11 protein-coding genes are annotated in these 13,685 nt (G+C 58.8%); 8 read left to right on the top strand and 3 right to left on the bottom strand.

The features are described 5' to 3' along the window. Nucleotides 1-46: 46 nt before the first annotated feature. Genes ACJ69_RS02510 through ACJ69_RS02500 form a run of 3 tightly spaced genes read left to right on the top strand, consistent with a single transcriptional unit; the run spans nt 47 to nt 3,776 of the window. Nucleotides 47-2,263 carry a fimbria/pilus outer membrane usher protein gene (locus ACJ69_RS02510; protein WP_081051409.1) on the top strand — a complete coding sequence of 739 codons (2,217 nt, stop codon included), beginning with the start codon at nt 47-49 and terminating at the stop codon, nt 2,261-2,263. 17 nt (nt 2,264-2,280) lie between these two features. Continuing rightward, nucleotides 2,281-3,276: a fimbrial protein gene (locus ACJ69_RS02505; RefSeq protein WP_309487057.1), complete on the top strand. Its 996-nt coding sequence runs from the start codon at nt 2,281-2,283 to the stop codon at nt 3,274-3,276. Further along, nucleotides 3,273-3,776 carry a fimbrial protein gene (locus tag ACJ69_RS02500; protein ID WP_054830384.1) on the top strand — a complete coding sequence of 168 codons (504 nt, stop codon included), beginning with the start codon at nt 3,273-3,275 and terminating at the stop codon, nt 3,774-3,776. The genes ACJ69_RS02505 and ACJ69_RS02500 overlap by 4 nt, the downstream gene beginning before the upstream one ends. Here the strand turns inward: ACJ69_RS02500 and dinG are convergent. Together dinG and rhlE are read right to left on the bottom strand one after the other, a co-directional pair. Continuing rightward, entirely contained in the window at nt 3,763-5,940 is a 2,178-nt protein-coding gene (gene dinG / locus ACJ69_RS02495; RefSeq protein ID WP_059346376.1) for an ATP-dependent DNA helicase DinG, read from the bottom strand. The two genes, ACJ69_RS02500 and dinG, sit on opposite strands and share 14 nt — an antisense overlap. Before the next feature lie 97 nt (nt 5,941-6,037). Further along, a complete protein-coding gene (gene rhlE / locus ACJ69_RS02490) occupies nt 6,038-7,423 on the bottom strand; it encodes an ATP-dependent RNA helicase RhlE (protein WP_029739818.1) in 1,386 nt (461 codons plus the stop codon). 207 nt (nt 7,424-7,630) lie between these two features. On the opposite strand from rhlE, the gene cecR reads away from it, so the two are divergent. From cecR to ACJ69_RS02465, 5 genes are read left to right on the top strand one after another with little or no spacing between them, the layout of a single operon-like run. Further along, nucleotides 7,631-8,308 carry a transcriptional regulator CecR gene (gene cecR / locus ACJ69_RS02485; protein ID WP_029739819.1) on the top strand — a complete coding sequence of 226 codons (678 nt, stop codon included), beginning with the start codon at nt 7,631-7,633 and terminating at the stop codon, nt 8,306-8,308. Further along, nucleotides 8,305-9,300 (top strand): secretion protein HlyD, encoded by a 996-nt coding sequence (gene hlyD / locus ACJ69_RS02480; RefSeq protein ID WP_059346375.1) that lies wholly within the window; start codon nt 8,305-8,307, stop codon nt 9,298-9,300. Before cecR ends, hlyD begins: the two co-directional genes overlap by 4 nt. Next, the gene (locus ACJ69_RS02475) at nt 9,293-11,032 is read left to right on the top strand and encodes an ATP-binding cassette domain-containing protein (protein ID WP_059346374.1); all 1,740 of its coding nucleotides are present in this window, start codon (nt 9,293-9,295) and stop codon (nt 11,030-11,032) included. The genes hlyD and ACJ69_RS02475 overlap by 8 nt, the downstream gene beginning before the upstream one ends. After that, complete coding sequence (locus ACJ69_RS02470) at nt 11,022-12,155, top strand: ABC transporter permease (RefSeq protein ID WP_059346373.1); 1,134 nt, start codon at nt 11,022-11,024, stop codon at nt 12,153-12,155. The genes ACJ69_RS02475 and ACJ69_RS02470 overlap by 11 nt, the downstream gene beginning before the upstream one ends. Nucleotides 12,156-12,164: 9 nt before the next feature. Beyond that, on the top strand, nt 12,165-13,271 hold the full coding sequence (locus ACJ69_RS02465; RefSeq protein ID WP_023310860.1) for an ABC transporter permease: 1,107 nt from the start codon (nt 12,165-12,167) through the stop codon (nt 13,269-13,271). On the opposite strand, the gene ACJ69_RS02460 is transcribed toward ACJ69_RS02465, so the two are convergent. Then, nucleotides 13,233-13,643 (bottom strand): YbhQ family protein, encoded by a 411-nt coding sequence (locus ACJ69_RS02460; protein WP_014883088.1) that lies wholly within the window; start codon nt 13,641-13,643, stop codon nt 13,233-13,235. The genes ACJ69_RS02465 and ACJ69_RS02460 overlap by 39 nt on opposite strands. Nucleotides 13,644-13,685 lie beyond the last annotated feature (42 nt).

Genomic DNA, 13,685 nt, shown 5'->3' with positions numbered 1-13,685 from the left:
TGATCCTTCAACTCAGCAAAAGTTCGATTTATTCAACAAAGCCCATCTGGGCATCAAAACCAAAGATTATCCAAAGCTGGCGGCAAAAGGGGAATGCGCGGATCTCAGCGCGATCCCTTCGGCCTCGGCGACTTTCCGCATCAAAAACCAGCAACTACTGCTGAGTATTCCCCAGTCGGCGCTGGGCCAGGTGCCTCGCGGCTACATCGATCCGAAAGAGTATGACGAAGGGATCACAGCGGGCATCCTGAACTATAGCGTTAACGCCAGCCAAAGCCATGCCCGCCAGCATGGGAAAGCGGACAACAGCAGCCAGTTTATTAACCTGCGACCCGGTTTTAACACCGGTGCCTGGCGCGTGCGTAATTACAGCACCTGGAACCACAATTCGGATGGCGGTCAGGACGACGGCAAGCTGAACCCGGTCTATACCTATGCCCAGCGCGATATCGTGGGGCTGAAGAGCGAGCTGACCGTGGGACAGAGCAGCACCCAGGCCGACGTTTTCGACAGTGTCTCTTACACTGGCGCACAGATGGCTACCGAAAGCGACATGCTGCCCGACAGCGAGCGCGGGTATGCCCCGGTGGTACGCGGTACGGCGCACAGTAACGCCCAGGTGGTGGTTCGCCAGAATGGCTACGTTATCTATCAAAACACCGTCGCCCCCGGCGCGTTTGAGATTAACGATCTCTACCCCACCGGCAGCAGCGGCGATCTGAACGTCACGGTAAAAGAGACCGACGGCAGCGAGAGTCATTTCGTGGTGCCGTTTGCCTCCGTGCCGGTGCTGCAGCGTGAAAAACACCTTAAGTACAGCATCGCTGCAGGGCGCTACCGTTCATACGATAAAGAGATTGAGAAGACCCCTTTCGCCCAGGGCAGCGCCATCTATGGTCTGTCACACGGCGTCACCGTTTACGGCGGTACGCAGCAGAGTTCGCATTACCACTCCGCCGCGCTCGGCGCAGGGAAAAATTTTGGTGACCTCGGCGCGTTCTCCTTAGACGTTACCCGCGCCAAAGCGTTACTGAAAAAGCGCAAAACCAGCAAAGGGCAATCTCTTCGTCTGCGCTACAGCAAAAATATTACCGCGACCGGCACTCACTTTTCGCTGGCGGGTTATCGCTACAACAGCAAAGGCTTTTACACCCTGCAGGACACCATGGAGTCCTGGACCAGTGCAAACGACTGGTCCGCTCCACAGCAGCGCCGCGCACGGGCGGAGGCCACCATCGACCAGACGCTGGGCGACAAGTGGGGTTCGGTGACGCTAAGCCTGGTGAAAGAGAGTTACTGGAGCCAGAGTCAGGATATGACCTCCCTGAGCGTTAACTACAACAATAGCTGGCACGGCGTGAGCTATAGCCTGAGCTACAGCGTCAATAAAAACAACGACGACATGGACGAGGACGGTAAATCCATCAGCTATGACCGACAAATCGGCCTCAACGTGTCGGTTCCGCTCGACCGCTGGCTGCCTAACACCTGGGCAAACTACAGCCTGAACAACAGTAAAGACGGCAGCACCCACAACCTGGGCCTGAATGGTACCGCGCTGGAGGGAGACAAGCTGAGCTGGAACGTTCAGCAGGGACTGGACAGCGCCAATAACAACACCTCTACCAGTATGAATGCGGATTACAAAGGCACCTACGGTGAAGTGCAAGGCGGCGTAAGCCAGGACAGCCATCAGCATACCGTTAACGCCGGGATCCAGGGCGGCATCGTCGCCCACTCTGACGGCGTCACCTTTGGTCAGACCCTGGGCGAAACCGTGGTGCTGATTAAAGCGCCGGGAACACATGGCACGCACATTGCCAACCAGACGGGCGTGGAAACGGACTATCGCGGCTATACGCTGGTGCCCTTTGTCACTCCGTGGCGCCACAACCCAATTTCGCTGGATACCGAGACGCTGCCAGAAGATGCCGACGTGACACACGCCTCGCAGACGGTAACACCAACACGCGGCGCGATAGTTCGCGCCAGCTTCGATACTCGCGTGGGCAACCGCGTCTTAATGACGCTGGCCTGGAAAGACAAACCGCTGCCCTTCGGCGCAACGGTCACCACGGAAGACAAGAGCAGTGAATTTATCGTCGGTAACGACGGCCTGGTGTATCTCACCGGACTGCCGCAGCACGGACGCCTTTTCGTTTCCTGGGGCAAGGAGGCGAGCGAACATTGCGTCGCCGATTACGCCCTGATGCAAGACAAGGATGACACCAACATTATTAACGCTGCCGCGCAGTGTCACTGATTAACACCGGACCGATCATGATGCAGATAGCAAAATCGTTTTTCTTACTTGTAGTTCTGGCGACGGCAGCACTCTTTATGCCGCATGCAAAGGCCAACTGTGTCTCACCAAATTTACCAGCGCTGCTATCGTTAGCGTCTATTTCAGTACCTACCAGCCTTCCCGTGGGAGAGACCATCCCGGGAACGGAACGTTCGGCTCACATTGCGGGGGGGTGCTATACAGCCGAAGACGCAGGTCGTCAGATCATTGCCTGTTACCACGGCCTGGGTAGAGAGACTCCCAATATCCCTGGTGTTTATGAGTCGGGTGTTGCCGGGATCGGCGTGTCGCTCCGAAATAGTAAAGGGGAGCGTGTGATGGGAGCAGCAGACCAAATCTGCACAACTAAGTCTTCCGTGGGTCAAGTGTCTGATTCGACGGGTAGCGATGGTTCATTTGCGTTTAGCTTCGACGTCTCGCTGGAACTGGTGAAAACCAGCGAGGTGGTAACCGCCGGTACGCTCACATCCAGTAATACCCAATTTGGCTTTGGTGTTGAGCAAATAGAAAGCTTGAGTTATCCAAATACCCTCTCCTACTCAGGTAACGTGGTGGTTAAAGCAGTTACCTGCACCGTATCACCCAAATCTCTGACCGTCACGCTGGGGGATTTTCCGGTGAGCCGTTTTACCGGTCCGGGAACCCTGGTCTCCCAGTCGGTATTCAATATCGACATGCTCTGCGATCAGGATGTACAGCCGGAAATGATGATCGCCAGCGCCAATGGCTATGAACCGAATTTTCCTGGCGTAATCAAATTAACGCCGGAAAACGGCGTGGCGACCGGCGTGGGGGTGAGAATGCTCTTTAACGGTCAGATACCTGTTTTCGGGCAATATATGAATACCTTTACCGCCTATGCCAATATCCGCTCGCAATATCCCTTCAGCGTCTCTTACGAACAAACCAGCTCGGAGGTGACGCCCGGAACGGCGAATGCCGTCGCAACCATTACGGTGGCCTACAAATGAAAACCTTATTAGCCCTTTTACTCCTTGGAGTGGCCAGCCAGAGCCCGGCGGAAGAGATTCAGCTCGATATTCGCGGAAACATTTACGCCAACGCCTGCCAGGTAGACAGCGCCAGCCAGAACCTGACGGTCAATCTGGGCAAAGCGAATACCGGGGATTTTAAGAATGTAGGCGATACCGGACAATGGAATTCATTCGACTTAACCCTGTCGAAATGTCCAACCACTTCCGTGCTGGCCACGGCAACCTTTCACGGTCAGCCAGACAGTATTCATCCGACGAAATTCGCCAGCACCGGAACCGCGAAAGGACTGGCGCTGGAGCTTGCCGACCCGCAGGATCAGATCTCGCTTGCCCCGGACGCCAGCTTCAGCGTGTTGATCAACCAGGACAATCACACGGCGGATTTCCCGCTGGCCGCCCGCTATTACGCCACCTCATTGCCGGTCACGGCAGGAACGTTTAGCAGCGTGGTGCAGGTGACCTTCATTTACCAGTAGGACCGCGCCCCTTAGCACGGAGGCTTTTCTTACGCCCGGAAGTCAGTGTTGCCGGGCGTTTTTTTACCTCAGGTACCTCTGGCTGTTCAATCGGAAAGATCGGCAGCGCGTTCAGGAGGCGTTGGCCGTAATTTTTGGTGAGCAGACGTTTGTCATAAATCACCACCTCGCCCCAACAGCCGTGGCTACGAATCAAGCGCCCGACCTGCTGAATCAGGTTAAACGACGCCGCAGGCAAACTCTGCACTTCAAACGGATAGCGGTTGAGGCTTTTCAGCCACTCCCCCTCGGTGATCACCACCGGGCTGTCGATAGGCGGGAAGGCGATTTTATGGATGTGCACCTGCGTCAGGTAGTCGCCTTTCAAATCCAGACCTTCAGCAAACGACTGCAACCCCACCAGCACGCTGCGCTCGCCGTTATCAATGCGCTTGCGGTGGGTTTCCACCAGCCGGTAGCGCGGCTGATCCCCCTGCACCAGCAGGAGTAAACGCAGATCGGTGACGTGTTCGAGGAAGCGCTGCATCGCCCGCCCGCTGGCAAACAGCACCAGCATACCGGGGTACTTTTTACTCTCGACCTGCTCGCGGAAGTAGGCCGCCATTTCCGCGATGTGCTGCTCCTCGTTGTCGATGAGCGGCTCAAATTTCATGCGCGGAATGACCAGCTTGCCCTGCTCGCAGTGGTTAAACGGCGAGTCCAGCGCCACGAAACGGTCGCCCGCTTTCTCTTTGAGCCCGCTCATCTCCTGCAAACGAGAAAAACTGTTCAGGGAGCGCAGCGTGGCAGAGGTGACAACCACGTGCGGCACGCTGCGCCAGATCAGCTTTTCCAGCTGATCGGCCACGCGGATGCCCACGCAGTGGAAAAAGAGGTGCACCTGCCCGTCCCGCACGTCGCGGGTCGCCCATTTGGTGACCGGCGCGCCGGACGCCTGCGCCATCGAGGCCAGCCGCCAGAGCTTGCTTTGCGCTTCGAACATCCCCAGCGCGCGGTTCATCTGCAGCAGAACGCGGTGCAGACGCACCACGTCATGCGAGCCGGTTTTCTCGCTGAGATCGTTTAAGAACATCTCCGCCAGCCCGCGCAGCTTTTCCAGATGCTTCGCCAGCTGCTGGCAGATCGCCATCACCTCTTCCGGTAGCTCTCCCATCGCAAAGCGGTGTTCAGCTTCCTGGGTTGCCGGAAGATAAAGATTCAAAATGTTATTGAGCGAGGCAATCAGGCCGTAGACCTCTTCACAGTGGTCGCTCAGCCGCTCCGGCACCGCCAGCGGCGGCGTGGTTTTCGGGCGGAACTGCTCCATACAGGTCGCCACCAGCTTACAGAAGAGATCCAGCTGCAGGCGGAACCACGGAGCAGTGATTTCGGCGCTCATCTCCAGCGCGTCACGCGCCACGTCCGGCAGATGATGGCCTTCATCAAGCACCAGCAGCAGGTTTTTAGGCTCTGGCAGCACCGCTTCGCTCTCGAGCGCCGCCATCACCAGCGCGTGGTTTGCCACAACCACCTCCGCCTCCTGAATTTCGCGCCGGGCGACAAAGAACGGGCACTCGCGGTAATAGTGACAGTTGCGGTTCAGGCAGCTGGCTTTGTCGGTGCTGAGCCTGCGCCACAGGTCGTCGCTGATGGCCTGGCTGGTGTGATCCCGCAGGCCGTCCCACTTATAGCCGTCGAGCTCGGCTTTAAGTTTTGCACACTGCTCCTGCTCGGCCTTATTGTTTGGCGTTAGCTCGTCATCCAGAAACGCGAGCAGATCCTGCTGATTCGGCTCGCTGCTGGCCAGCGCCGCCAGGTTACGCGGGCACACGTAACGCCCGCGCCCAAAGGCTGCCGTAAACCGCAGGTCGGGGATGATTTTGCGCAGCAGAGGTAAATCCTTGCTGAAGATCTGGTCCTGCAAGGCCACGTTGGCGGTGCTGACCACCAGCGTTTTGTCCTCTTCCCGCGCAATCGCGATGCCGGGAATGAGATACGACAGGGTTTTCCCGACGCCGGTCGGGGCTTCAATCGCCAGATGTCGCCCGTCGTCCCCGGCGAGCGTTTTTGCCACGTCAGCAATCATCTGCCGCTGCGGCGCTCGGGGGATAAAGTCGGGGATCTGCTGCTGTAGCGCCTTATACCATGCGCCAATTTGCGCCTTGAGCGCAGCGGTTAAAGCCATCGGAAAACCTGAAACACTGTATAAACAGCCACTATTGTGGCACTTTCTCTTCGCTGCCGCAAAAAGAAAAGCCCGGCTTTACGACCGGGCTTCCAGATTACTGCGGGTTAGCAGGCTTGCGCGGGCGGCGTCGACGCTGCCCTTCCCCTGCCGGTTTCCCTTCGCCGCTGCGCCACGGGTTTTCACCCGCCGGTTTGCTGTCGTTGTTACGACGCGGCGGTTTGCCGGATGATTTCGGCGCGCCGCCTTCGGCACGACGCGGCTGCTGACCGCGACCGCCGCCGCCCTGACCGCGTCCACCGCCGCCCTGACGACCGTTCTGAATCGGCTCGGCTTTGATCGACGGATCCACTTCATAACCCGGGGTTTCGATGCGCGGGATCTCTTTCTTCAGGAGGCGCTCAATGTCGCGCAGCAGCTTGTGCTCGTCCACGCAGACCAGAGAGAGCGCTTCACCGGTTGCCGCCGCGCGGCCGGTACGGCCGATACGGTGAACGTAATCTTCCGGCACGTTTGGCAGCTCGTAGTTCACCACGTGCGGCAGCTCTTCAATGTCGAGGCCACGGGCAGCGATGTCGGTCGCCACCAGCACGCGGATGTCGCCGGATTTGAAGTCCGCCAGCGCACGGGTACGCGCGCCCTGGCTCTTGTTACCGTGAATGGCGGCGCTGCGGATGCCGTCTTTATTCAGCTGTTCCGCCAGGTGGTTGGCGCCGTGCTTGGTGCGGGTAAAGACCAGCACCTGCTGCCAGTTGCCCTGGCCGATCATCTGGGAGAGCAGTTCCCGCTTGCGCTTTTTATCCACAAAGTGAACGTGCTGCGTCACCTGCTCGGAGGCGGTGTTGCGGCGCGCCACCTCCACTTCCAGCGGGTTATGCAGCAGCTTTTCCGCCAGCGCCTTGATCTCGTCGGAGAAGGTCGCGGAGAAGAGCAGGTTCTGACGACGCGCGGGCAGCTTGGCCAGCACGCGACGAATATCGTGGATGAAGCCCATGTCGAGCATGCGGTCGGCTTCGTCCAGCACCAGAATTTCGATGCCATCGAGCTTCACCGCGTTCTGGTGTTCGAGATCCAGCAGACGGCCCGGCGTTGCTATCAGCACGTCCACGCCGCCGCGCAGCTTCATCATCTGCGGGTTGATGCTGACGCCACCGAAAACCACCAGCGAGCGAATGTTGAGATAGCGGCTATAGTCACGCACGTTCTCACCAATCTGCGCCGCCAGCTCGCGGGTTGGGGTCAGGATCAGGGCACGCACCGGACGACGGCCTTTGGCGTGCGGCTGGTTTTTTACCAGCAGCTCTAACAGCGGCAGGGTAAAGCCCGCGGTTTTGCCGGTACCGGTCTGGGCGCTCGCCATCAGGTCACGGCCCTGAAGAACGGCGGGGATCGCCTGCTGCTGGATTGGGGTTGGCTCAACGTAGCCCTGTTCTGCGATCGCGCGCAGAATTTCCGGGTTCAGGCCAAGGGAATCAAAAGACATAAAAACTCCGAACCGCCCCGACCATCACAGGTGTAGTTTTCAGGGAGATATAACGAATAGGGGAGGACAAAAACCACAATGTCGCGAAGGAGCGGAGTGTAGCAGCTTTTGTGACGTGGCGCATAAAATATCCCTCAGCGTTTCCTCGACGAAAGCAGGAATCAGGCATAATCTTAATAAATCGATTGATTAATTCTTAATGCCGCCATGAATACGACACCCACAACAACCAAAGGTGAACAGGCCAAAAATCAGCTTATCGCCGCCGCGCTGGCGCAGTTTGGTGAGTACGGGCTGCATGCAACCACGCGCGATATTGCCGCGCTGGCCGGGCAGAACATTGCGGCGATTACCTACTATTTTGGCTCAAAAGAGGATTTATACCTCGCCTGCGCCGAGTGGATCGCCGATTTTATCGGCACGCAGTTTCACCCGCACGTTGAGGAAGCCACCGCGCTGCTCGGCCAGCCGTCTCCCGACCGCGCCGCCGTTCGCCAGCTTATTCTCAATGCCTGCCACGATATGATCCGCCTGCTGACGCACGACGATACGCTCAACCTGAGCAAGTTTATCTCCCGGGAGCAGCTCTCCCCGACCGTCGCCTACCAGCGTGTACACGATCGGGTGATTGAGCCAATGCACTCGCATCTGACCCGGCTGATCGCCGCCTACACCGGTCGGGATGCCGGTGATACTGAGACAATTTTGCATACCCACGCCCTGCTGGGTGAAATCCTTGCCTTCCGTCTGGGCAGGGAAACCATCCTGTTACGCACCGGCTGGACACAATTTGATGAGGATAAAGCCGCGCAGATTGGCCAGGTCATCGCCTGTCACGTCGATCTGATCCTGCAAGGCTTAACGCAAAGGAGCCTGAAGTCATGAAAAAACCTGTCGCCATCATTCTGGTGGTTGTTGTTTTGCTTGCTGCCGGAGTCGGTGGATGGCTGTGGTATCAGAGCCATCAGGATAAAGGCCTGACGCTGTACGGTAACGTGGATATTCGTACGGTGAACATGAGCTTCCGCGTGGGCGGACGTCTCGCCTCGCTGAGCGTTGACGAAGGCGATGCCATCAAAAGCGGGCAGACGCTGGGGATGCTGGATAAAGCGCCCTATGAGAATGCGCTGATGCAGGCCAAAGCGGGCGTGTCCGTCGCCCAGGCGCAGTATGACCTGATGCTGGCAGGCTATCGCGACGAAGAGATCGCTCAGGCCGCCGCCGCAGTTAAGCAGGCGCAAGCCGCCTATGACTACGCGCAGAACTTCTACGCGCGCCAGCAGGGATTGTGGAAAAGCCGTACCATTTCCGCCAACGATCTGGAAAATGCGCGCTCGTCCCGCGACCAGGCGCAGGCCACGCTGAAGTCCGCGCAGGATAAATTAAGCCAGTACCACACCGGTAACCGCCCGCAGGATATCGCCCAGGCGAAGGCCAGCCTTGAACAGGCGCAGGCGCAGCTGGCCCAGGCAGAGCTTGATCTGCACGACACCACCTTAATCGCGCCGTCTGACGGCATGCTGATGACCCGCGCCGTGGAGCCGGGCAGCATGCTCAGCGCGGGCAGCACCGTCTTAACGCTCTCCCTGACCCGCCCGGTCTGGGTACGCGCCTACGTTGACGAGCCAAACCTTGGCCAGATGCAGCCGGGCCGCGAACTGCTGCTTTATACCGACGGTCGCCCGGACAAGCCGTATCACGGCAAAGTGGGCTTTGTCTCCCCTACCGCCGAATTCACGCCGAAAACCGTTGAAACACCGGACCTGCGTACCGACCTCGTGTATCGCCTGCGCATCATCGTGACCGATGCGGACGACGCGCTGCGTCAGGGCATGCCCGTCACCGTAAAAGTAGACAGCGGGGAACGACATGAATGACGCGGTTATTCAGCTCAACAATCTGGTTAAACGCTTCGCGGGAATGGACAAACCGGCCGTCGCGCCGCTGAACTGCACTATCCAGAAAGGCTACGTGACCGGGCTGGTCGGTCCGGACGGTGCGGGGAAAACCACGCTGATGCGGATGCTGGCGGGGTTGCTCAAGCCGGACGAAGGCACGGCCAGCGTGCTCGGTCTTGACCCGATCGAGGATGACGGCGCGCTCCACGCCATGCTCGGCTATATGCCGCAGAAGTTTGGCCTGTATGAAGACCTGACGGTGATGGAAAACCTGAACCTGTACGCCGACCTGCGCAGCGTCACCGGCGAAACCCGACAGAAAACCTTCGCGCGTCTGCTGGAGTTTACCTCCCTCGGCCCGTTCACCGACAGGCTGGCGGGCAAGCTCTCCGGCGGGATGAAGCAGAAGCTGGGGCTGGCCTGCACGCTGGTCGGCGAGCCGAAAGTGCTGCTGCTGGATGAGCCCGGCGTCGGCGTAGACCCCATTTCGCGCCGCGAACTGTGGCAGATGGTGCACGAGCTGGCGGGCGACGGAATGCTGATCCTCTGGAGCACCTCCTACCTCGACGAAGCGGAACAGTGCCGGGACGTGCTGCTGATGAACGAAGGCGAACTGCTTTATCAGGGCGAGCCGACGACGCTGACGCAGAGCATGGCCGGACGCAGCTTCCTGCTGCACAGCCCGCAGGAGTCCAACCGCAGGCTGCTGCAGCGGGTGCTCAGGCTGCCGCAGGTCAGCGACGGGATGATCCAGGGCCGCTCGGTACGGGTGATCCTCAAAAAAGAGGCCACCGTCGACGATATTCGCCAGGCGCAAGGGATGCCTGAGGTCGAGATAGAAGAGACCGCACCGCGCTTTGAGGACGCGTTTATCGACCTGCTGGGCGGCGCGGGTACGTCAGAGTCGCCGCTTGCCGCCATTCTGCATACGGTGGAAGGCACGCCGGGCGAAACGGTGATTGAAGCCAAATCGCTCACCAAAAAGTTCGGGGATTTCGCCGCCACCGACAACGTCAATTTCGCGGTTAAACGCGGCGAGATTTTTGGCCTGCTCGGGCCGAACGGCGCGGGAAAATCGACCACCTTCAAGATGATGTGCGGCCTGCTGGTGCCGACGTCCGGCAAGGCGCTGGTGCTGGATATGGACCTGAAGGTCAGCTCCGGCAAGGCGCGCCAGCATCTCGGGTATATGGCGCAGAAGTTTTCGCTATACGGCAACCTGACGGTCGAGCAGAATCTGCGCTTTTTCTCCGGCGTGTACGGCCTGCGCGGGCGGGCGCAGAACGAAAAAATTCGCCGCATGAGCGACGCCTTCGCCTTAACTAACATCGCCTCCCACGCCACCGACGAGCTGCCGCTCGGCTTTAAGCAGCGGCTGGCGCTGGCCTGCTCGCTGATGCACGAGCCGGATATTCTGTTTCTGGATGAACCGACCTCGGGCGTTGATCCCATTACCCGCCGCGAGTTCTGGCTGCACATCAACAGCATGGTGGAAAAAGGGGTGACCGTGATGGTGACCACCCACTTCATGGACGAGGCGGAGTACTGCGACCGCATCGGGCTGGTGTATCGCGGCAAGCTGATTGCCCACGGTACCCCGGACGACCTGAAAAACCAGGCCGCCGACGCTGAGGTCCCGGACCCGACCATGGAGCAGGCGTTTATCACCCTCATCCACGACTGGGATAAGGAGAATGCCCATGCGCAGTAATGCCATTTCCTGGCGCAGGGTGCGCGCGCTGTGCGTTAAAGAGACGCGGCAGATCGTGCGTGACCCCAGCAGCTGGCTGATTGCGGTAGTGATCCCCCTGCTGCTGCTGTTTATCTTTGGCTACGGCATTAACCTGGACTCCAGCAAGCTGCGGGTCGGGATTTTGCTGGAGCAGCAGAGTGAAGATGCGCTGGACTTTACTCACGCCATGACCGGTTCACCCTACATTGACGCCACCATCAGCGATAACAGGCAGGAGTTGATCCAGAAAATGCAGGCCGGGAAAATTCGCGGTCTGATCGTCATTTCGGTGGATTTTGCCGCCAATATGGCGCGGGCGAATGCCGATGCGCCGATCCAGGTGATTACCGACGGCAGCGAGCCGAACACCGCCAACTTCGTACAGGGCTACGCGGAGGGGATCTGGCAGCTCTGGCAGATGCAGCGCGCGGAAGATCGGGGTGAAGAATTTAAACCGCTGATCGACGTGCAGACGCGCTACTGGTTTAACCCCGCCGCCATCAGCCAGCACTTTATTATCCCAGGCGCGGTGACGATTATCATGACGGTAATCGGCGCGATCCTGACCTCGCTGGTGATCGCCCGCGAGTGGGAGCGCGGGACCATGGAGGCGCTGCTCTCTACCGAAGTGACGCGCGTCGAGCTGCTGCTGTGCAAGCTCATCCCCTACTATTTCCTCGGCATGCTGGCGATGCTGCTCTGTATGCTTGTCTCGGTCTTTATCCTCGGCGTGCCGTATCGCGGCTCGCTGGTGGTGCTGTTTTTTATCACCAGCCTGTTTTTACTCAGCACGCTGGGCATGGGGCTGCTCATCTCCACCATCACCCGCAACCAGTTCAACGCCGCGCAGGTGGCCCTCAACGCCGCCTTTTTACCGTCGATTATGCTGTCCGGGTTTATCTTCCAGATAGACAGTATGCCTGCGGTGATCCGCGCCGTGACCTATGTTATTCCGGCGCGCTACTTCGTGAGCACGCTGCAAAGCCTGTTCCTGGCGGGGAATATTCCGGTGGTGCTGATCGTCAACACGCTGTTTTTAATGGCGTCAGCGGCGATGTTTATCGGGTTGACGTGGATGAAAACCAAACGGCGACTGGATTAAGGAGCGAACATGTTTCACCGATTATGGACGTTGATACGCAAAGAGCTGCAATCCCTGCTGCGCGAGCCGCAAACCCGCGCCATTCTGGTCTTGCCGGTGCTGATCCAGGTTTTACTGTTCCCGTTTGCCGCCACACTTGAGGTGACCAACGCCACCATTGCCATTTACAACGAAGACAACGGCAAGCATTCCGTCGAGCTAACGCAGCGTTTTGCCCGCGCGAAGGCCTTTACCCACATCCTGCTGCTGAAAAGCCCGCAGGAGATCCAGCCCACCATCGACACGCAAAAAGCGCTGCTGCTGGTGCGGTTCCCGGCGGATTTCTCCCGCAATCTGGATACCTTCCAGACCGCACCTATGCAGCTGATTCTCGACGGTCGTAACTCCAACAGCGCCCAGATAGCGGCCAACTATCTGCAGCAGGTGGTGAAGGATTATCAGCAGGAGCTGATGGAGGGCAAACCGAAGCCCAACAACAGCGAGCTGGTGGTGCGCAACTGGTACAACCCGAACCTGGACTACAAGTGGTTCGTGGTGCCGTCGCTGATCGCCATGATCACCACCATCGGGGTGATGATCGTGACTTCCCTTTCCGTCGCCCGCGAGCGCGAACAGGGCACGCTGGACCAGCTGCTGGTCTCCCCGCTCGCCACCTGGCAAATTTTCGTCGGCAAAGCGGTCCCGGCGCTGATCGTCGCGACGTTCCAGGCCACCATCGTGCTGGGTGTGGGGATTTGGGCCTACCAGATCCCGTTCGCCGGTTCGCTGGCGCTGTTTTACTTCACGATGGTGATTTACGGGCTGTCGCTGGTGGGGTTTGGACTGCTGATCTCGGCGCTCTGCTCGACGCAGCAGCAGGCGTTTATTGGGGTGTTCGTCTTTATGATGCCCGCGATTTTGCTCTCGGGGTATGTTTCACCCGTCGAGAACATGCCGGTGTGGCTACAGGATCTGACGTGGGTAAACCCGATTCGGCACTTTACGGACATCACCAAGCAAATCTATCTGAAGGATGCGAGTCTGGATATTGTCTGGGGAAGTTTGTGGCCGCTACTGGTGATTGCGGCCACGACGGGCTCAGTGGCGTACGCGATGTTTAGACGCAACATTGCGTAGCTTTTTCTCTTTGGTCAGCAGCGAGACGACCGCAGGCCCTGCGAGGATTGCCAGACCCGCCAGGGCCAGCAGCAGGTTGTTTTGCAGCACGCGCGACAGCAGCCAAAGCACAATCATCGCCGCACCAAAATACCATGTGGTGGTGAGCTCTTCGAGCACATCACCCACCTCGCGCCAGCGCGCTTCGTGGTGGCGCTGTAAGAACAGCATCGACAGTACGGTGACGCCATAAAGGACGCATAGCCCCAGGCCAACACGCACCAGCGTGCCGCTCATCCAGCCCATCACCAGTACGGCCACGACCAGTAAATGCAACATTATCTGCCAGCAACTCAGGCCAGTTGCGACACGAACACGTTGTTGCCACTTCATGGCTTCTCTCCTGAAGGATTTTTCTCTGCTTAATCAGACTAC

Origin of the sequence: Enterobacter asburiae, assembly GCF_001521715.1 — a bacterium.
Lineage (GTDB): Bacteria > Pseudomonadota > Gammaproteobacteria > Enterobacterales > Enterobacteriaceae > Enterobacter > Enterobacter asburiae.
The sequence above is the reverse complement of the archived record's forward strand: the minus strand, read 5'-3'. Positions and strand labels throughout refer to the sequence as shown.

Bases quoted from the DNA above. Each gene is read 5' to 3' on its own strand.
- hlyD (WP_059346375.1), top strand. From the start codon at position 8,305: ATGAAAAAACCTGTCGCCATCATTCTGGTGGTTGTTGTTTTGCTTGCT.
- ACJ69_RS02465 (WP_023310860.1), top strand. From the start codon at position 12,165: ATGTTTCACCGATTATGGACGTTGATACGCAAAGAGCTGCAATCCCTG.
- cecR (WP_029739819.1), top strand. From the start codon at position 7,631: ATGAATACGACACCCACAACAACCAAAGGTGAACAGGCCAAAAATCAG.
- ACJ69_RS02475 (WP_059346374.1), top strand. From the start codon at position 9,293: ATGAATGACGCGGTTATTCAGCTCAACAATCTGGTTAAACGCTTCGCG.
- ACJ69_RS02470 (WP_059346373.1), top strand. From the start codon at position 11,022: ATGCGCAGTAATGCCATTTCCTGGCGCAGGGTGCGCGCGCTGTGCGTT.
- ACJ69_RS02460 (WP_014883088.1), bottom strand. From the start codon at position 13,643: ATGAAGTGGCAACAACGTGTTCGTGTCGCAACTGGCCTGAGTTGCTGG.
- ACJ69_RS02500 (WP_054830384.1), top strand. From the start codon at position 3,273: ATGAAAACCTTATTAGCCCTTTTACTCCTTGGAGTGGCCAGCCAGAGC.
- dinG (WP_059346376.1), bottom strand. From the start codon at position 5,940: ATGGCTTTAACCGCTGCGCTCAAGGCGCAAATTGGCGCATGGTATAAG.
- ACJ69_RS02505 (WP_309487057.1), top strand. From the start codon at position 2,281: ATGATGCAGATAGCAAAATCGTTTTTCTTACTTGTAGTTCTGGCGACG.
- rhlE (WP_029739818.1), bottom strand. From the start codon at position 7,423: ATGTCTTTTGATTCCCTTGGCCTGAACCCGGAAATTCTGCGCGCGATC.